The 19,252-nt window shown below is 61.3% G+C and carries 18 protein-coding genes; 4 read left to right on the forward strand and 14 right to left on the reverse strand.

The features are described 5' to 3' along the window. Together ABI213_RS03555 and ABI213_RS03560 are read left to right on the forward strand one after the other, a co-directional pair. The coding region (locus ABI213_RS03555) for a hypothetical protein (protein ID WP_348026131.1) at positions 1 to 420 on the forward strand (420 nt) is incomplete at its 5' end. Further along, positions 421 to 2,133, forward strand: coding sequence for a diguanylate cyclase (locus ABI213_RS03560; protein WP_348026133.1), 1,713 nt, complete (start codon positions 421 to 423; stop codon positions 2,131 to 2,133). Positions 2,134 to 2,263: 130 nt separating this feature from the next. On the opposite strand, the gene ABI213_RS03565 is transcribed toward ABI213_RS03560, so the two are convergent. The 5 genes from ABI213_RS03565 to ABI213_RS03585 are packed head-to-tail and all read right to left on the reverse strand — an operon-like array spanning position 2,264 to position 6,244. Further along, complete coding sequence (locus ABI213_RS03565; RefSeq protein WP_348008902.1) at positions 2,264 to 3,013, reverse strand: SDR family oxidoreductase; 750 nt, start codon at positions 3,011 to 3,013, stop codon at positions 2,264 to 2,266. Further along, on the reverse strand, positions 2,952 to 4,217 hold the full coding sequence (locus tag ABI213_RS03570; protein ID WP_348008903.1) for an FAD-binding domain-containing protein: 1,266 nt from the start codon (positions 4,215 to 4,217) through the stop codon (positions 2,952 to 2,954). The genes ABI213_RS03565 and ABI213_RS03570 overlap by 62 nt, the downstream gene beginning before the upstream one ends. Further along, positions 4,214 to 5,794, reverse strand: a complete 1,581-nt coding sequence (locus ABI213_RS03575) for a cryptochrome/photolyase family protein (protein WP_348008904.1) — start codon at positions 5,792 to 5,794, stop codon at positions 4,214 to 4,216. The genes ABI213_RS03570 and ABI213_RS03575 overlap by 4 nt, the downstream gene beginning before the upstream one ends. After that, positions 5,787 to 5,942 carry a DUF2256 domain-containing protein gene (locus ABI213_RS03580; protein ID WP_348008905.1) on the reverse strand — a complete coding sequence of 52 codons (156 nt, stop codon included), beginning with the start codon at positions 5,940 to 5,942 and terminating at the stop codon, positions 5,787 to 5,789. Before ABI213_RS03580 ends, ABI213_RS03575 begins: the two co-directional genes overlap by 8 nt. Beyond that, on the reverse strand, positions 5,942 to 6,244 hold the full coding sequence (locus ABI213_RS03585) for a high-potential iron-sulfur protein (protein WP_348008906.1): 303 nt from the start codon (positions 6,242 to 6,244) through the stop codon (positions 5,942 to 5,944). The genes ABI213_RS03580 and ABI213_RS03585 overlap by 1 nt, the downstream gene beginning before the upstream one ends. Positions 6,245 to 6,709: 465 nt before the next feature. Here ABI213_RS03585 and ABI213_RS03590 point away from each other — a divergent pair, with 465 nt between their 5' ends. After that, on the forward strand, positions 6,710 to 6,964 hold the full coding sequence (locus ABI213_RS03590) for a plasmid stabilization protein (RefSeq protein WP_348008907.1): 255 nt from the start codon (positions 6,710 to 6,712) through the stop codon (positions 6,962 to 6,964). Then, the gene (locus ABI213_RS03595; protein WP_348008908.1) at positions 6,961 to 7,377 is read left to right on the forward strand and encodes a type II toxin-antitoxin system VapC family toxin; all 417 of its coding nucleotides are present in this window, start codon (positions 6,961 to 6,963) and stop codon (positions 7,375 to 7,377) included. Before ABI213_RS03590 ends, ABI213_RS03595 begins: the two co-directional genes overlap by 4 nt. Before the next feature lie 266 nt (positions 7,378 to 7,643). Here the strand turns inward: ABI213_RS03595 and ABI213_RS03600 are convergent, their stop codons facing one another. From ABI213_RS03600 to ABI213_RS03640, 9 genes are all read right to left on the reverse strand, one after another. Then, positions 7,644 to 8,819, reverse strand: coding sequence for a serine hydrolase (locus tag ABI213_RS03600; protein ID WP_348008909.1), 1,176 nt, complete (start codon positions 8,817 to 8,819; stop codon positions 7,644 to 7,646). 536 nt (positions 8,820 to 9,355) lie between these two features. Then, a complete protein-coding gene (locus tag ABI213_RS03605; RefSeq protein ID WP_348008910.1) occupies positions 9,356 to 10,123 on the reverse strand; it encodes an ABC transporter permease in 768 nt (255 codons plus the stop codon). Then, positions 10,120 to 10,926 (reverse strand): ABC transporter ATP-binding protein, encoded by an 807-nt coding sequence (locus ABI213_RS03610; RefSeq protein ID WP_348008911.1) that lies wholly within the window; start codon positions 10,924 to 10,926, stop codon positions 10,120 to 10,122. Before ABI213_RS03610 ends, ABI213_RS03605 begins: the two co-directional genes overlap by 4 nt. Positions 10,927 to 10,993: 67 nt before the next feature. Further along, the gene (locus ABI213_RS03615; protein WP_348008912.1) at positions 10,994 to 12,025 is read right to left on the reverse strand and encodes an ABC transporter substrate-binding protein; all 1,032 of its coding nucleotides are present in this window, start codon (positions 12,023 to 12,025) and stop codon (positions 10,994 to 10,996) included. 105 nt (positions 12,026 to 12,130) lie between these two features. Then, positions 12,131 to 14,443 carry an NADP-dependent malic enzyme gene (locus tag ABI213_RS03620; RefSeq protein ID WP_348008913.1) on the reverse strand — a complete coding sequence of 771 codons (2,313 nt, stop codon included), beginning with the start codon at positions 14,441 to 14,443 and terminating at the stop codon, positions 12,131 to 12,133. A 123-nt stretch (positions 14,444 to 14,566) separates the two neighbouring features. After that, a complete protein-coding gene (locus ABI213_RS03625; RefSeq protein WP_348008914.1) occupies positions 14,567 to 15,790 on the reverse strand; it encodes an ArgE/DapE family deacylase in 1,224 nt (407 codons plus the stop codon). A 7-nt stretch (positions 15,791 to 15,797) separates the two neighbouring features. Continuing rightward, positions 15,798 to 17,561, reverse strand: a complete 1,764-nt coding sequence (gene uraD, locus ABI213_RS03630; protein WP_348008915.1) for a 2-oxo-4-hydroxy-4-carboxy-5-ureidoimidazoline decarboxylase — start codon at positions 17,559 to 17,561, stop codon at positions 15,798 to 15,800. A 14-nt stretch (positions 17,562 to 17,575) separates the two neighbouring features. Next, positions 17,576 to 18,511, reverse strand: coding sequence for an allantoinase PuuE (gene puuE / locus ABI213_RS03635; RefSeq protein ID WP_348008916.1), 936 nt, complete (start codon positions 18,509 to 18,511; stop codon positions 17,576 to 17,578). A gap of 19 nt (positions 18,512 to 18,530) precedes the next feature. Further along, the gene (locus tag ABI213_RS03640; protein ID WP_348008917.1) at positions 18,531 to 19,202 is read right to left on the reverse strand and encodes a GntR family transcriptional regulator; all 672 of its coding nucleotides are present in this window, start codon (positions 19,200 to 19,202) and stop codon (positions 18,531 to 18,533) included. Positions 19,203 to 19,252 lie beyond the last annotated feature (50 nt).

A 19,252-nucleotide genomic window follows, 5' to 3' on the forward strand; every position in this document is an offset into this window, starting at 1 on the left:
GTCGGGGCTGCGGCGCTGGCCAGGTTGGCTGCCGACCTGGAGCACCGCGCCAAGACCGAACCAGGCATTGCGCTAGAGCTGCTTTTCTCCCAGGAGACCCTCGTGGCCTTTACGGGTCTGATAGACCGCAGTGATGCAGCACTCAGCGCCACCATGCCCCGTGATCCTGCCAAGATAGAAACATTTTCTGCAACGGGCGAAGTCGCCACACCGCCAGAGGAACTTGCCACCCGGTTGCTGGAGATTCAGACCCTGCTGCGCGCCGGTAATCTGCGCGCCATCGACATGACGCAGGAGCTATTGGGTTTGACCTCGGGCGACGATAAAAAGCGGGTGCAGGAGTTGCTCGATACCACCGAACGATTGCAGTTTAGCGCTGCCGAAAAATTTGCCCAATCATTGCTGGAAAGCTTGCATTAAATGGAAACGGCGTACCACCAGCTGCTGCGTACTTCGGGCATTCGCCCGAGAATTTTGGTCGTCGATGACCAGACTATCAACATCCGCCTGGTCGGCGAGATATTCAAAGACGAATGTGACATCTACATGGCCATGGATGGCGAGCAGGGCATTGCCCAATGCCATACCAATTTGCCAGATCTGGTCTTGCTGGACCTGGTGATGCCGGGTATGGATGGCTATGAAGTGTGCCGGAGACTGAAGGCCGACAGCGGCACACGGCATATACCCATCATCTTCATTACCTCGCAACGGGATGAGGCCGATGAGGCGCTGGGCTTTGCACTGGGTGCGGTGGACTACGTCACCAAGCCCTTCCACCAGACCGTTCTTCGGGCCAGGGTGCACACCCACCTGTTAATGAAGTTGCAGGCCGATCGGCTACGGTCCAGTGAGCGCTTTATGCGCACGCTGACGGACAACGTCCCAGGACTTATTGCTTACTGGAATGCCGACTTGGTGTGTCTGTTTTCGAATGCCAGCTACCAAGCGTATTACGGTAAAACGCCTGAGCAGATGGACGGCATCTCGCTGCAACAACTGTTCGGCGAGGCTCTGTTTGCCAAGAATGAACCGATGGTCCAGGCCGCGTTGCGCGGTGAGAAGCAGCAGTTCGAGCGCACCATGACCAAGGCCGATGGGCGCATCGTGTTTGTCTGGGTTCAATACGTGCCGGATGTGCAAGATGGACGGGGGCAAGGGTTTTTTGTGCTGATCTCCGACTTCTCTGAGCTCAAGCGCGCCCAGCTTGCCGTTATGGAGTCTGAAAAGTTTGCCAGGAGCATCATCGACACGGTGCCAGAGACGATCTGTGTGCTCGACAAAACGGGCACCATCATTGCAGTGAACCAGGCATGGCGCGATTTCTACGACGCGAACTATGGCGGCTCCCAGCCCCTTAACTATGCGCTGGGCACCAACTATCTACAGGTGTGCGAGTCGGCAGCCGGTGCGGATGCGACCGAAGCCCCGCTGATGGCAAAAGGTCTGGCGGCGGTACTGGCGGGAGAGCGCGACCAGTTTTCTGTGGAGTATCCGTGTGACAGCCCGACCGAGCAGCGCTTCTTTTTTGCCCGGGTCCAGCGCTTCCCTGGCGACAGTGGCCATGTGCTGGTGGCGCACGGCAATATCACCGACCGCAAGATGATCGAACTGGAGTTGGCGCGCATGGCGCATACCGACGTGCTGACAGGCCTGAATAACCGGCGGCACTTTATGCAGCTGTCCGAGACCGAGTTGTCGCGCACCTCGCGCCATGGCGGCGCACTGTCGCTGCTGATGCTCGATATCGATCACTTCAAGCGCATCAACGATACCCATGGCCACCAGGTTGGCGACGCGGTGATTCAGATGGTGGCCGCCGTCTGCCGCAAGCAACTGAGAGACTTGGACGTGATCGGTCGCCTTGGTGGTGAAGAGTTTGCGGTCACCATGCCCAACGCAGACCAAGCGCAGGCCATGGCAATAGCCGAGCGCCTGCGCCAGGCCATTGAAGCCGCAAGTGTGCCGCTAGCACAAGGCTTGCCGGTGCGCTTTACCGTATCCATCGGAGTAACCCTCCTGTCCAATGGTCTGACCAATCTGGACACGCTACTCGATCAGGCCGACCAGGCGCTCTACCGGGCAAAAAACAAGGGCCGCAACCAGGTGTGCGGCTTCTTCGATACGGTCTGAAGGCTGGATGCCGCCGATGACTGCGCCACGCTACTTTGCGCGGGAATTTTATGAAAAATAGGGCTCTAGCGCTTATTGCATAAGCACAAGTAGCTATTTAATATATAGCAATCGCCGCCAGTGGCTAAACCTACTTCACCAAGGGACGCACGGTGGTGAATCCGCCGTCGACGGCAATCACCTGCCCCGTAATGCGCGCCGCCCCATCGGACAGCAGCCAGGCCATGGCGTCCGCCACCTGCACAGCGGTTTGTACGCCACCCAGCGGATATTGCTTGCCCGCGCCTTCGCGCATCGCGTCCATGCGCAGCATGCTGGCGGTCATAGGGGTGTCGGTCATGCCGGGGGCGACTACGTTGACGCGCAGGCCCAGCGGGGCGTAGGTGGCTGCGGCACTGCGGGCCAGGGCTTCGATGCCGCCTTTGGCGGCGGCGATGGCTTCGTGGTTGGCCACGCCGATGCGCGACACCACGCTGGAGGCGAGTACCGCCGAGCCTTGCAGCTTGGCCACGCGCAGGGCTTCCACCCAGGCTTGCAGCATGAAGAAGGCGCTGTCCAGATTGATGCGCATGACTTCGCGGTACTGGGCCGCCGTGCTGCGGTGCAGGGGGGCAATCAGCGTGCTGCCGACGCAGTGGGCCAGCAGCGTGGGCGGGCCGCCGAGCTGGGCGATGCAGGCGGCGATGGCTTCTGCTGTGCCTTCGGGGGTGGTGGTGTCGGCGGCAATCAGGGCATCGGCTGCCACGTCGGCCAGCGTGGCGGCATCGCGGCCTACTGCGGCGACCCTGTGGCCTGCCTGGCGCAACTGGGCGACGACTTCACGGCCTATGCCACCGCGTGCGCCGGTGACCAGGGCTATCTGGGGGGATGTCTTCGTCATGGGGTTCACTTTCTGGGGGGATGTCAAACAGCGGACCGGCAGACAGGCCTGCCAGTCCGGGGAGGTCGTGCAACTCGGAGACACCGCGCGTCGTGCGCGTCCACCATTGCGAAAACGAGGTGCAGGGGCGGGCGACTTCGGCAAACAGCATGGGCGCGGGCTGCACCTGGGCCAGGGCGCGCAGGTCCATGTGCGGGTCGGCCACAGTGCGCACCGACCGCGCACTGCGCAAGGCCTGTAACAGCGTGGCGGTGTCGGCGTGCCAGCGGGCCGTGGTCAGCTCGGCCATGCGGGCTCCCACAAAGCCCCAGCGCTTATCGCTCCAGGGCCAGGTGCTATGGAATTCTGCAAGGTAGATGCCGATGCACACCGTGTGGGCGGGCAGGTCGGGCGGCAGGCGCAGCGCCCAGGGGTGGACCAGCCACACGTCGCGGCCCGCGACCAGCGCGGCATCGGGCGCGGTGGCGTGCGGCGGGGTGGAGGACACAGCGGGCTCGTCCAAGCCTTCTGCTGCGGGCAGCCCCGCCAAGGCGCGCGGGCTGCGGGCGATGGCATCTAGCGCGGCGTAGCTGGTGTCGATCACGCTGCCGGGGCTGTGCCAGTCGGGCGGGGCGTATTTGGCGACGTTTTCGGCGTTGAACAGGTAGGGTTTGGTGCTGCCGGTGCCCGCCACCCACTGCCAGCTGAGGTGGTTGCTGGCCAGGTCGCCGTCGAGCAGGTGGGCCAGCATCCAGTCGGCCCCGGCGCGCCAATGTACTTTGCGGATGTGCACGATGTAGCTGGCCAGCCACATGCGGGCGTGGTTGTGCAGATAGCCGGTGGCGTACAACGTACGTACGGCGGTGTCGATGGCCGGGATGCCGGTGCGGGCCTGGCGGATGTCGGCGGGCATCTCGGCTGCGTAGGCGTTTTTAGGCAGCAACCCCTCGTGCAGCGACTGCAGGATGCCCGTGCCCAGGTGCTGCCACACGTGGCGAAAGTACGCGCGCCAGCCCAGCTCGAAGACAAACTTGTGGCCCACGTCCAGCCGGTGCCGCGCCGCCACGCCCGCCAGCACCTCGGGCAGGGTGACAAAACCGTGGGTGATGTAGGGCGACAGGCCGGTGACGGCACCCGCGATGGCGTTGCGGCTACGGGCGTAGTCGGCGGGGCGCACGGCGGAGATGCGGGCCAGGGCGGCGGCCAGGGTGGGCTCAAAACTCATGTGCTGGCCCCTACGGCACCGCTGCGGATGGCGGCGGCGCGCTCGGCCACGGCCTGTTTTTGGGTGTCGCTCAGGCGGGCCAGGTTGCGGACCTGCAGCGCCATGCGCGGGTTGGCGGCCAGCAGCTTTTCGTGCCGCGCCAAAAAGTCCCAGTACAGCGTGGTGAAGGGGCAGGCACGCTCGCCTTCGCGCTGGGCCGGATCAAAACGGCAGCCCGCGCAGTGCTGTTTGCTGCCCATGCGTTCGATGTACTTGCCGGTGGCGATGTAGGGTTTGCTGGCCATCGGGCCGTGGCCAACGGACCGCTCTCCATCCTTGACGCCGTCAGCGTACATCGCCATGCCCAAGGTATTGGGCAGCTCCACCCATTCCACCGCGTCCACATACACCGACAAGTACCAGGCGTGCACCTGCTGTGGCTGCACGCCCAGCAGCAGGGCGAACAGGCCGGTGACCATGAGGCGCTGGATGTGGTGGCTGTAGCCGTGGGCCAGGGTTTGGCCGATGGCATCGCGCAGGCAGGCCATGTCGGTCTGGCCGGTCCAGTACCAGGCGGGCAGGGCCTCCTGGGCGTTGAGGGCGTTGCGCTCGGCGTAGCCGGGCATTTGCGTCCAGTAGATGCCGCGCACGTATTCGCGCCAGCCCAGAATTTGGCGGATGAAGCCTTCCACACAGGCCAGCGGTGCCGCACCGGCGTGGTAGGCGGCCTCGGCGGCGGCCACCACTTCGCGCGGGTTGAGCAGCTTGAGGTTCAGCGCTGCCGACAGGTGCGAGTGGTACAGCCAGGCCTCGCCCGGCCACAGGGCATCCTGGTAACGGCCAAACAGCGGCAGGCGCTCTTGGATGAAGGCATCTAGCGACTGCAGCGCCTGCGCGCGGGTGACGGGCCAGGCAAAGCTATCTAGCGTGCCGGGGTGGCTGGCAAAGCGGGTGTTGACCAGGTCAATCACCTCTTGCGTGGTGGCATCGGGCGCGAACGTGGTGCGGGCGGGCACCGAGCCGGGGCCGGTTTTGCCAAAGGCTTCGCGGTTCTCGGCATCGAAGTTCCATTGGCCGCCGGTGGGCTGGTCGCCGTCCATCAGCACGCCGTGGCGGCGGCGCATTTCGCGGTAGAAATATTCCATGCGCAGCGACTTGCGGCCTTGGGCGTGGTCGGCGAACTGGCGCACGGTAGCAAAAAAGTGGCGGTCTTCGCGCACGTCCAGCGGCACACCGGCCTGTTTGGCCACGGCTCGGATCGATTGGTACACACGAAAATCGCCTGCACCGCTTATGACTAGGGCGTGAGCAGCTAGATTTTTAATAGCAAATTGCAATTCGGCCGCCAAGCTGCCCCGGTTGTCGGGCTGGTCTAGCCGGGTGTAATGCAACGGCAGACCTGCATCGCGCAGGCCTTTAGCAAAGTGGCGCATGGCCGCCAGAAACAGCGCAATACGCTGCTTGCTGGACCAGATGTGGGTGGACTCCTCGGCCACCTCGGCCATCCACACGGCGTCTTGGGCGGGGTCAAACCCGTCGAAGGCGCTGGAGGTGTTATCGAGCTGGTCGCCCAGCACGATGACCAGGTTTCTAAGCATTTTTTGTTTTGCGACAGGCATCTGAGCAGTACTTCACCTCGGCCCAGGTCTTGGCCCAGCGTTTGCGCCAGGTCATGGCCCTGCCGCAGGCCGCGCAGGGCTTGCTGGGCAAGGACTGCTTGTTACCCTTGAATGGGGCAGGGGGCATCAGGCCTTCTTGGCCCAGGCACTGCACCAGCCTTTACTGGCAACCACTTTGCCTGCAAACAGCGGGCAGGCACCGGCGGCATCTGCCGGTTTGCCTTGGTACAGCGCACAGTTGCCGCACATCTGGGCGGCGGCGTGGTTGGGGTACTTTTTGGCATCGACCTTGGTGGTGTCGGCGGCATAGCCCAGTGCCGCCGCCTGGGGGTCTTTTTCATCGACCTTGGCCTGGGCACGTACGCCTGTCGAAATAGCTGCACTGGTGGCCGCAATGGCCATGAGGAAAACGCGTCGTGGGTGGGTCATTTTGGGTATCTCCTGCCGATGCTCCCCAGGGGGAATACCGGCGGACTGCCTCCGTCAAAAGCAACGGTGGCCGGAGCATACGCAACACCGGCGCGCGCTGCTTTGATCAACATCAATACGCAGCGGTTTAGTCTGATACTACTCAGTCACCTTGTGAGCCCCGGTGCGTGTCAAGTCCCGGCTGTTTATAGACCCGCTTCACGAATAAATCCGGTTTTTGGGTCGACGCAGGGGGCAATAGCGGGGGGGGGGTACTAAGTCTTGCCCGTCTCTTCAAAATCACCCCAATACATCGCCCAAAAATTAGTAGCCAAATATGCCTCTTGTGCTTATTCCACTTGCACAAAAAGCTATCAATTTGGGAGTAAATCAGCAATTTGTACCCCCACCGCTGCCACATTTTTGTCAATTCGCATTCAAATATATAAAATGACTGCATCGAATGCAATTTAACGAGGTGATGCTATGGCGATGTTGACCGTACGTAACCTGCCTGACGACGTGCACCGGGCGTTGCGGATGCAGGCCGCTCTGCATGGGCGCAGCACCGAGGCCGAGGTGCGGGAGATTTTGGCTATCGCTGTCAAGCCGGAATCGCGTGTTCGCTTGGGTGAAGCGCTTGCGGCATTGAGCCGGGACATTGGCCTTACCAATGCGGATTTCGAGGTTTTTGAGCGGGTGCGCGATAAGACTCCTGCCGTGCCGCTGGGGTTTGAATGATCGTCCTGGACACCAACGTCGTTTCCGAAGCGATGAAGCCCGAGCCGCATCCGGCCGTGCGGGCCTGGTTGAACGCCCAAGCCGCCGAAACCTTGTACCTGTCGAGTGTGACGCTGGCCGAGCTGCTGTTTGGCATCGCGGCACTGCCAGCGGGCAAGCGCAAGGACATGCTGGCGCAGGCCCTGGACGGTCTGCTGGGCTTGTTCCGCAATCGGGTGCTGCCATTTGACACCGATGCCGCACGGCGCTATGCCGACTTGGCGGTGACGGCCAAGACCAGTGGACGCGGTTTTCCAACGCCTGATGGCTACATTGCCGCCATAGCGGCTTCGCGCGGCTACACCGTGGCTTCACGCGATACCGCGCCTTATGCGGCAGCCCGTGTGCCCTTCATAAACCCCTGGGAGGCGTAGCGCGCAACGACCTACTCATTCGTTCTGAGACCCCCGGTGCGCCCAGCACCATCAGCCTGGCAAAGGCTGAACCGCGATAACCACGAATGGGCGACCCTGGCATCCTTTGGCTACCCTTCAAAGTGCGGCACACCCGAATTGCTACAAAATAAGTAGCTGCTTATGCTTGTGAAATAAGCACGAGAGGCCAATTTGACTGTTAGTTTTTTAGGTTACTTGTTGGGTGATTTGGGGAGAAAAGGCAAAAGGCTATCGGTCACAGACGATTAGTTACCAAGTTGATTCCAGTCCCTGCCAAGCGCGTAAATTTCTGACATCCAGTTTTCTATGTTGGAGAAGACCAAGACCATGCGGTCACTGTCCTTGTGCCATGAGATCCTCTGTCCACCGATTCCGCTGGCCCATGCAGTTTTGGGAGCAATAACGTTTTCCGTCCATGTGAGATAGCCATAACCGCCAAACAGCTTACCCGTTTTACGGCTATTCGGGCCGCTGCCGTTAGGTATCTGCGTAGTGGTGGCCGCACGGACGAAATCTCCGAAACAACCTGGCTCCTTCGAACTACGTTTGACCCAGAGGGCAAACCGCATCCAGTCTTCCAGGCGCAAGCGTAGCCCGCTGTCCGATAGTGGGTTCTTTTCTTTGTCCTGTTGGTAAACCCCTGGCTTGGCCGCGCCCATCGGGTCGAGAATTTTGGCTTGAATCCACTGGTTGAATTCAATGCCTGTAGCCCGGGTGACCATAATGCCAAGGACATACGGATCAGTGCTTTTGTATGAGAAGTATTCACCGGGTTTGTACTCGGAAAAAACGCCCCTGGCAGCCTTGGAAACTCTGTCTTCAGTAACCAACGAGAGTAGGTTGAGGTCGCCTTGTTTCCATTGCTCAAACTGGGTTGGTGTCCACATATTGCTGTCCCCTTTAGGTTCAGCGGAACCAGAAGCCATGCGAAGTAAGTCATGTACCGAGGCATTGCCCAACGCTTTGCCGTTCAACTCTGGAATTACTTCACTCACTTTGGTTTCAAATTTCAGCTTGTTTGCGCAGATTGCTTGTCCCACTGCCATAGCCGTAACCGTCTTGCCTATCGAAAACCCGCTGAAATACGAGTCATCATCGGCTGGAGCCTTGAGTTCAGCATAAAGCACTTTATTGCCATCCATAAGCACAATGGCCTTGGCTGGTTTGTTTGCGAACAAGGTACGTGCACGGTCGATTACTACCTGCTCAGAGTTGGTGGGTGTCCCTTTTTGCAGTATCACCGGCGAGATGCTGGGCTGTGTTTGATACCACCATCGTGAACCTCTTCCGGCGAGTAGCCAGTCATCCGGTGTACTGGAGGCACCGCCATCGTTGAGTATGTTCTGGGCGTGCAACGATGGGCATACTAAAAGTGCGGCAATAGCGACATGAATAGCAGCGGCCAGGTCTCGTATTTTCATTTTTTGCGGTCAGAGTAAAGGTGTGTGGGTTATCTAGCTGTCAGTTCCGTGGAGTCGCAAGGAGTAGCTAGAGTTAACAAAAGGTGTTGTGGAGAGCTTTGTTTTTGCCGGTACGTCTAAAACCGGCACGGGGCCAAGTTTCGCCCTTCCCTCAAAAAACAGTCAAATCCCCACTCTCTGCCCACCCAACGGGTCAAAGGGAGTCAGGGTCAAGTCTAAAGGCGAGTCAAGTTCAAGCCTTGCGTCTTGTCCTTCAAGTCAAAAAATTCCACCAGCGCCACCAGTAATTAGGCAGTCAAATAGGACTCTAGTGCCTGTAGCGAATGTACAGGCTGCTATCCATTTTGAAGCCCTTCAAATGCGATAGCTCCCAAAATCTTCAATCTGCCAATCGGGGCCAGAGCACGCGCGCGACGGCGGGGATGCTTCTCTTTTGATGGTAAAAAAATAGCACGATATGCCCATTAGATAAGCACAAGCACCCATTTGGAGATCTAAAAAAAGGCCTCTGCGGCGTGTGGCGTGCCGCTACCCTCTCAGTCGTTCTGAGACCCCCGGTGTGCCCAGCCGGTGGTGTGTTTTTCGATATAACTAAACAACTCGTACATCACCATGGCCATCGCGCCCACCACCATCAGTCCGGCAAAGGCCAGGCCCATTTGCATGCTGGAGCCGGCCGAGATCAGCAAATAACCAATGCCTTCGTTGGCGGCGGTCATCTCCGACACCGTAGTGCCCACAAACGCCAGGGTGATGGCCACCTTGAGCGAGCCGTAAAAGTAGGGCATGGAGCGCGGCAGGCCCACCTTGACCAGCACGTCCCAGCGCTTGGCACCCAGCACGCGCAGCACGTCTTCCAGCTCGGGCTCCAGCGTGGCCAGGCCGGTGGCGATGTTGACCATGATGGGGAAGAAGCTGATCAAAAATGCCGTGAGGATCGCTGGCCCGGTGCCGATGCCAAACCACACCACCAGAATCGGCACAAACGCGGCCTTGGGCAGGGCGTTGAAGGCCGTCATCAGCGGGTAGATGGCGGCGTAGGCCAGGCGCGAGCTGCCCACCACAAAGCCCAGCAGCACGCCCACCACAATCGCCAGGCCAAAACCGGCCATCGTCACCCAGTAAGTGCGCCAGGCGTGGGCGGCGATGGGGCCCTTGAATTCGACCAGCTGCGTCCAGATGCGCCAGGGGCTGGGGAAGATGAACTCCGACACGTTAAACACGGTGCAAATGCCCTGCCACAGCAGCAGGATCAGCACCAGCAGCACCCAGGGCGATGCGCGTTCCAGGGTTTTGGGGTTCATGGCGTGGCCTTGCGGAAGTTGCCGATGTGGCCGCGCAGCGCGTGCACGATGTCGGTGAACGCGGGCGTGTAGGTCAGCTCCAGGTCGCGCGGGTGGGGCAGGTCTATGTGCTGTTTGTGCATGAAGCGGCCCGGGCTCTTGCCCATCACGTAGACCGTGTCTGCCAGAAACACCGACTCGCGCAGGTCGTGCGTGACCAAAATCACGTTAAAGCGCTGCTCGGTCCACAGGTCGCGCAGGATGCACCACAACTCCTCGCGGGTGAAGGCATCGAGCGCGCCAAAGGGCTCGTCGAGCAGCAGCATTTTGGGCTCGTGGATGAGGGCGCGGCAAATGCTGGCGCGCTGCTGCATGCCGCCGGAGAGCTGCCAGGGGAATTTGTCTTCATAGCCGCCCAGCCCCACCTTTTGCAGCAACTGGCGGGCGCGCTCCACGTAGGCCTTGCGCTGGGTCTTGAACTGGCTGCGGTAGGGCTCCACGATCTCCAGCGGCAGCAGCACGTTGTCTACCGTGGTGCGCCACGGCAGCAGCGACGGGGCCTGGAACGCCATGCCGGATATCTTCAGCGGCCCGGTGACCGGCTGGCCATCGATGCGGATACGCCCCCTGGAAGGCATCCTCAACCCGGTGGCCAGCTTCATGAAGGTGGACTTGCCGCAGCCCGACGGTCCGACGATGGCGATGAACTCGCCCTGCTGCACCTGCAGGTCGATGGCCTCCACCGCAAACTGGTTTTGCGCCAGCAGCGTGTCGTTGTAGGCCAGCCAGACATCCGAGAAATCTACAAAAGGAGGTGTGTTCACAAATTTATAAGAAATAGGCCGCTAGCGCTTATCCTATAAGCGTGAGCAGCTATGAAAACTGTAGTGACTACTTCTTGCCCGGCAGTACGTTCAGCTCGGCGGCACCGGGCAGGAAACTGCCGTTCCATACCGCGTCGGGGTTGACCCGGGTTTTGGTGGCAAACGCATCCGACACCTGCGAGGCCATCAGCGATAGGCGGGGCGGGGTGGTCTGGCCGAAACCTTCGGCGCGGGCGTTGGGGGTGTTGATGGCGGTGTCGATGGCCATGTTCAGGCGGCGCAGCTCCAGCGGGCCGTTGATGATGCCGTCGCGGGCTTTCACGTCTTCGATGGCCACGGCGGGCCGGGCGATGACTTCGCGCATGCCCTTGGCAAAGGCCTGCAGGAAGGCTTTGACGGCGGCCGGGTTCTCTTTGATGAGCTTGGGCGAGGCGATGATGGCGTTGCCGTACAGCTTTACGCCAAACTGCGGGTAGGGCATGACCAGCACGTCCTCCGCCTTGGTGCCGCGGGCTTCCAGGTTCAGCAGCGAGGTGAAGGTAAAGCCGGTGATGGCGTCCACGTCGCCGCGCACCAGCATGGTTTCGCGCAGCGGCGGGTCCATGCTGGTCCACTGCACGCCGCTGATGCCGTTGGCCTTGGCAAAGATGGGGAAGGCGCGGCGGCCCGCGTCGAACACCGGGGCACCGAGTTTTTTGCCGCTCAGGTCGGCGGGGGTTTTGATACCGGACTTTTTCAGCACCATCACCGAGGCCGGGGTGTCGGCGTAGACCATCATCACCGCCACTGGTTTGTTGGGCGCGTCGGGGTTGTTGGCGTGGAACTCCATCAGCGCGGCAAGGTCGGCAAAACCCATGTCGTAGGCCCCCGAGGCCACGCGGGTGACTGCGCCACCCGAGCCGTTGCCTGCGTCAATCGTCACGTCCAGCTTGGCATCCTTGAAGTAACCCTTGGCGGCGGGGGTCAAAAACAGCGCTGCCGGGCCTTCGAAACGCCAGTCGAGCTGGAATTTGATGGGGGTGGTCTGGGCGAAGGCGGGGGCGGCCAGCAGCAGGGCGGCACTGGCGAGGGTGGTGTGCAGAAAGCTGCGTTTTTTCATCGGGATGCTCCAAATTGGTGTCCGGACGTTACAGCAATAAAGGTGCCACGCCCATAAAAAAGCGCACTATAAAAGTGCGCTTTTTTTGGGGGGGAGGGCCGCGGCCTACTTGTGCAAAGTGGCTGCGTTGGCTACGGCCAGGGCCGTCATATTCACCACCCGGCGCACGGTGGCCGAGGGCGTGAGGATGTGTGCCGAAGCGGCTGCACCCAGCAGGATGGGGCCGACGGTCACGCCATGGCCTGCCGTCACTTTCAGCACGTTGAACAGGATGTTGGCCGCGTCCAGGTTGGGGCAGACCAACAGGTTGGCTTCACCGTGCAGGCTGGCATCACTATCCAGCAAGGCGGCTTCGCGCATCGGTTGCGACAGGGCGGCATCGCCTTGCAGTTCGCCGTCGGACTCGATGTCCGGGGCCATGGCGGCAAACAGTTCACGCGCGGTGCGCATCTTGCGGGCCGATGGGCGTTCTGACGAGCCGTAGTTGGAGTGCGACAAAAACGCCACCTTGGGCGGCAGGCCGAAACGGGTGACTTCGTCAGCGGCCATTACTGCGATGCTGGCCAGTTGCTCGGCGGTGGGCTCCTCGTTCACGAATGCGTCGGTGATGAATAAGGTGCGCGTGTCCAGCAGCAAGGCGTTCAGCGCCGCAAAGCCGGAGGCACCTTTTTTCAGGCCGATGATGTTGCGTATGTGCTCCAGATGCCCGTCGTAACGGCCCAGCAGGCCGCACAGCATGGCATCGGCATCGCCCAGGCGCACCATCAGCGCGGCAATGGTGGTGTTGGAGCGGCGCACGGCGGCCTTGGCCACATCTTGCGATACGCCGCGGCGGCCCATCAGCTTGTGGTACGTCTCCCAGTACTGGCGGAAGCGGGTGTCTTCTTCGGGGTTGACCACTTCCACGTCCACACCCACGCGGATGCGCAGCCCGGCTTTGAGGATGCGCGCTTCAATCACGGCGGGGCGGCCAATCAGAATCGGGTGGGCCAGGTTTTCGTCTACGGCCACCTGGGCGGCGCGCAGCACGCGGTCGTCTTCGCCTTCGGCATAGGCCACACGCTTGCCTCCGGCGGGCACGGCCTTGGCGCTGCTGAACACCGGGCGCATGACCATGCCGGTTTGGTAGACAAAGCGCATCAGGCTTTGGCGGTAGGCCTCGTAGTCCTGGATGGGACGGGTGGCCACGCCAGATTCTTCGGCGGCCTTGGCCACGGCGGGGGCGATGCGCAGAATCAGGCGCGAGTCGAATGGCGTGGGGATCAGGTATTCGCTGCCAAACACCAGCTCTTTGCCGGAGTAGGCGGCGGCCACTTCTTCGCTGATGTCGGCCTTGGCCAGGTCGGCAATCTGGCGCACGCAAGCCAGCTTCATGGCTTCGGTGATCTTGGTCGCGCCGCAATCGAGTGCGCCGCGGAAGATGTACGGGAAACACAGCACGTTGTTGACCTGGTTCGGGTAATCCGAGCGGCCGGTGGCAATGATGCAATCGGGGCGCACGGCCTTGGCCAGTTCGGGGCGGATTTCGGGCTCGGGGTTGGCCAGCGCCAGGATGATGGGCTTGGCGGCCATGGTCTTGACCATCTCTGCCGTCAGCACACCGGCGGCGGAGCAACCCAAAAACACGTCGGCATTGTTCACCGCGTCGGCCAGCGTACGGGCCGAGGTATCTTGGGCGTAGCGCTCTTTGGACGCGTCAAAACCACCGGGGCGGCCTTGGTAGATGATGCCTTTGGAATCGCAGGCGAAGATGTTCTTGGTTTGCACGCCCAGGCCGACCATCACGTCCAGGCAGGCGATGGCTGCGGCACCGGCACCGGAAACCGCCACTTTCACGTCTTCGATCTTCTTGCCCACCAGCTCCAGGCCGTTGAGCAGCGCGGCCGACGAGATGATGGCCGTGCCGTGCTGGTCGTCGTGGAACACCGGGATGTTCATGCGTTCGCGCAGCTTTTGTTCGATGTAGAAACACTCGGGGGCTTTGATGTCTTCCAGGTTGACGCCACCCAGCGTGGGCTCCATGGCGGCGATGATGTCCACCAGCTTGTCAGGGTCGTTTTCGGCTAGTTCGATGTCGAACACGTCGATACCGGCGAATTTCTTGAACAAACAGCCTTTGCCTTCCATCACCGGCTTGGAAGCTAGCGGGCCGATATTGCCCAGACCCAGCACGGCTGTGCCGTTGGTGATGACGCCGACCAGGTTGCCGCGCGAGGTGTATTCGGCCGCCAAAGACGGGTCGCGCTGGATATCCAGACAGGGATAGGCCACGCCGGGCGAGTAGGCCAGCGACAGATCGCGCTGGTTGGACAGCGGCTTGGTCGCGTTGACCGAGATTTTCCCCTTGGTGGGGGTGCAGTGGTATTCGCGGGCTGCGTCGCGCAGCGCCATTTCTGCGGGGGAAATGTCTTGTGCCATTGGCTGGGTGTCCTCTTTGGTGTTGTGGCTGCGAAAAATGGGGTCAGGTGTGTAAGCCTACCCCAAGCAAAGCCCGATAGTCCCCGTGGAGACTACCTATGTTCATGCAAACGATGTATGGATTTATGCCAGCAGATCGGCCAGCGTGCGGGCTATGACCTTGGTGGCGCGGCGCAGGTCTTCCAGGCTCAGACGTTCGTCGGCGCGCTTGGCATGCGATTCGAGCACGGTGCGTGGGCCCGCACCGTAGATCACGCCGGGAATGCCTGCCTCTGCATACAGCCGCACGTCGGTGTACAGGGGCGTGCCCATAGCCGGAATAGCCTCGCCAAACACCGCCAGGCCATGCTTCTGGATGGCATCCACCAGCGGCTGGTTGCCGGGCAGGGGCTGCATAGAACGGGCCAACAGCAGGCGTTTGATGTCTACCGAGATGCCCGGCTGGCTGGCGGCGGCATCGGCAATGATGTTGCGGATATTGGCTTCGACCTCGACCGGGTTTTCTTCGGGGATCATGCGGCGGTCGAGCTTGAAGCTGACTTTGCCGGGGACCACGTTGGTGTTGGTGCCACCTTGGATGGTGCCCACGTTCAGGTAAGGGTGGGTGATGCCTTCCACGTTGGACGTGACCTGCTGGTACAAGGTGTTTTGCGCGTACAAGGCGTTCAAAATTTGCACCGCGCCGTGCAGCGCATCTACGCCGCTGGTCGGTATGGCCGCATGGGCCATCTTGCCATGCACAGTCACTTCCATTTGCAGGCAGCCGTTGTGGGCGGTAACGACCTGGTAGGAGAAGCCTGCGGCGATCATCAGATCGGGCTGCACGATTTTGTTTTTGAGCAGCCAGCCGGGGCCGAGTTCGCCGCCAAATTCTTCGTCGTAGGTGAAATGCAATTCAACCGCACCTTTGAGTGGCATGCCCAGGGATTCGAGTGCCCGCACGGCAAAGGTAAAGCTGGCGAAGTCGCCTTTGCTGACCGCCGTGGCGCGGCCAAAGATGCTGCCGTCGGCGATTTCACCGCCGTAGGGCGCGTGGGTCCAGCCGTCGCCGGGGGGAACTACGTCGCCGTGGGCGTTTAGGGCAATGGTTTTGCCCGCGCCGTAGTGGCGGCGCACCACCAGGTTGGTGATGGACTCCATACCTACAGCGGTAACTTCATCGGCGGGCACGGGGTGTTTCTCGACCGCCAAGCCCATGGCCTCCAGCAGCACGGCGGTGCGCTCAGCGTGGGGGGCGTTGTTGCCGGGCGGGGTATCGGTGGGGACGCGGATGAGCTCTTGCAAAAAGGCGACTTCTTCGTCGAAATGCTGGTCAATCCAGGCATCGAGCGGGGCGTAATCTGTCATGGGGAGCTTAATTGGGGGAAAGGTTGTTCAAAAGATAGGAAAAAGCATCCACAGCCAGTTGCATGTCGTCTGCCGTGCTGCTTTCCAGTGGGTTGTGGCTGATACCGGCGTTCTGGCCGCGCACAAACAGCATCGCCTGGGGCATGACCTCGTGCAGCTTCATGGCATCGTGGCCCGCGCCGCTGGGCATGCGGTGCACGGCCACGCCGAGGGCCGCGACGGCGGTTTCCCAGCGTTGTTGCCACAAGGGCGCGCTGGGCGCGGCGGCAGCGCGCATGGTTTCTTCCAGCTTGTACAGCAGGCCCCGGCGTTCGCAGATGGACTGCAAGGCGGCAAGCACATCGTTGGCCAGGGCATCGCGTTGGGTATTGTTAGGCGCGCGAAGGTCCAGGCTGAAGTTGCACTGGCCGGGCACCACGTTGATGGAGCCATTGGGCACCTGCAGCATGCCCACGGTGCCAACCGAATCGCCATCTTGCCCGGCGCGTTGCTCTACAAACAGTGCTAACTCGGCCACGGCGGTGGCGGCGTCACGGCGGCGGTTCATGGGCGTGGTGCCCGCGTGGCAGGCCACACCCAGCACCTCGCCGGTGTAGCGCACGCTGCCGTTGATGGAGGTAACGATGCCTAAGGGAATATCCAGCTCGTTGAGCACCGGGCCCTGCTCGATGTGGACTTCGACAAAGCCCAGGTAGTCGGCTGGGTTGCGCTGCAGCGCGGGGATGTCGTTCACTTGCAAGCCGGCCTGGGCCATTGCGCTGCGCATGCGGATGCCGTCCACATCGGTCTGGTCTAGCCAGTCGGGGTTGAAGTGGCCGATCAGTGCGCCCGAGCCGAGGAAGGTGGCCTTGTAGCGCTGGCCTTCTTCTTCGGCAAAGCCCACCACTTCAAAGTGGAAGGGCAGGCGTTTGCCTTGCTGGGCCAGGGCTTGCACGCAGGCCATGGGCACAAAAATACCCAGGCGGCCATCGTATTTGCCGCCATTGCGCACGGTGTCATAGTGGCTGCCGGTGAGTAGGGTTTGGGCATCCGGTGTAGCGGCCAGGTAGCGGCCCACTACGTTGCCCACGGCATCAATCTGCACCGTGTCAAAGCCGCAGTCGCGCATGCCCTGGGCGATCTGGGCGGCGCAGGCACGGTGTGCGTCGGTCAGGTAGGTGACGGTGAGTTGGCCGTGTTCGGCATAACCGGGGTCGGTGTGGACGCTTAAATTTTCTTGCCAGTCCCACACCAGATTGCCCTGTGTGGGGTGCGCATCAAACGCGTCGTTCAGGCGGATTTCGACAATCCGGTGGATGTTGCGCAGTGCCTCGGCGTGTTCAAAGTCCTGCGGATTGCGCAGGCGGCGCACAAAGGTGTCGATGATTTCCTGCTTGCGCAAGCCCGTGCCGCGTGGCCCGCGCACTGCCAGAATGAACGGGAAGCCGAACTTGCGGCCGTATTCAGCATTGAGCTGCTGCAACTGGGCCAACTCTTGCGGCGTGCAGCGCGTCAGGCCCGCCTGGTTTTGTTCAAAGCTGGATTCCGCGGTGAGCGGATCGGCGGCTTTACCCGCCAGCTCGGGGTGGGCACGGATCAGGTCCACCTGGGCCTGGGTGCCTGCTGCGGCCAGCACCTCTACCATCGCGTATTTGAACTGGGCCAACGCGACAAAAGGCCGCGCGGCCAGGGCTTTTTCTGCGATCCAGGGGGAATGCTCGTACAGGCCGGGTAGCTGCTGCAGTACCTCGTGCTGGGGAGCGGTATTGAGGAAGGCGAGCGTCAGGGGCATGGTGTAACCAGAGGTCAGGGCTTGTAGGGGTGCACTTTTTGCCAGTGCTCGGCGATGTCGATGCGGCGGCAAATCCACACGCGTTCATGGCTTTGCACATAGTCCAGAAACTTCTGCAGCGCGCCAAACCGACCGGGCTTGCCCAGCACCCGGCAATGCATGCCAATGCTCATCATCTTGGGGGCCTCTTCGCCCTCGGCATACAGCACATCAAAGCTGTCCTTGAGGTACTGCAGGAAGTGGTCACCGGTGTTGAAGCCCTGCACCTGCACGCAGCGCATGTCGTTGGTGTCCAGTGAGTAGGGGATGACCAGGCGCGGTTCTACCGTGCCGTCGGACTTGGTGGTGGGCAGCCAGAAAGGCAGGTCGTCGCCGTAGTAATCGCTGTCGTAGGCAAAGCCACCCTGGTCGGCCAGCAGGCGGCGGGTGTTGGGGCTGTCGCGGCCGGTGTACCAGCCTTGGGGCCATTGGCCGCCGGTCATTTTGCGGATGATTTCGGCACCCACTGCCATGTGCTCGCGCTCGGTGGCTTCGGGCAGGTTTTGGTAGTGGATCCAGCGCCAACCGTGGCAGGCAATTTCATGGCCAAGATCGATGAAAGCCTGGGTCAGTTCAGGATGGCGCTCCAGCGCCATGGACACGCCAAAGATGGTCAACGGCAGGCCGCGCTTTTCGAACTCGCGCAGGATGCGCCACGAGCCTGCCCGCGAACCGTATTCGTACATCGACTCGATGGTCATGTGCCGGTCGGGGAAGGGTTGGGCGGTGATTAGCTCGGATAAAAAAGTTTCCGAGGCGGCATCGCCGTGCAGCACATTGTTTTCGCCGCCTTCTTCGTAGTTGAGTACGAACTGCACCGCAATTTTGGCCCGGTTGGGCCACTGGGCGTGGGGGACGTTGCGGCCATAGCCGACGAGGTCACGGGGGTAGGGTGCGGATGTCTCGGTCATGGCAGCTTCAAAGCACAACTCAGGCCAGGGCCATGGCAATATCGTTGCTGGGGATTTTGCGGTCGAAGGTGAGGTTGGCCTCGACATTGTGCAGATGCAGGTCCATCAGGCGCACAGCCAGGGCTTCGTCTTTGGCGGCCAGGGCCTTGATGAGCTCGTCGTGGTCGTCGCTGGCGTGGTCGGTGGGGTTATCTGTCTGGTACATCAGGGTGATGAGCGAGCAACGCGACAGCAGTTCCACCATCATCTGCACCAGCACATCGTTGTCCAGCAGCTCGGCCATGCGGATGTGGAAATTGCCCAGCACTTCGGTGCGGTTGGTCAGGTCTTTGTCTTTGAGCGCGGCTTTTTCCACCACGGCCTGTTCTTTCAAGGCCTTGATTTTGCTAGGCGTCATGTCACGCACCAAGGCGCGCACCATTTCGGCCTCTAGCATGCGGCGCACGGCAAACACCTGCCGGGCTTCGGCCACCGACGGCGCGGCCACAAACGCCCCGCGCGCAGGCTCCAGCCGGATCAGGCGGTTTTGCGAAAGTTGGAACAGGGCTTGCCGAACCAGGGTGCGGGATACACCAAAATGGTCTGCCAGTTTTTGTTCAGCCAGTTTGGTACCGGGGTGGAGCCGGTGTTCAACAATCGCCTTGGTCAGCGCTTCGACGATCGTATTGGTATTGGTCGTGGTGGATTCCATACCACCATAATAGCGCAATATTTGTACTGTATACAAATTTGTTTGGTTGC

Origin of the sequence: Rhodoferax sp., assembly GCF_039922535.1 — a bacterium.
Lineage (GTDB): Bacteria > Pseudomonadota > Gammaproteobacteria > Burkholderiales > Burkholderiaceae_C > Rhodoferax_B.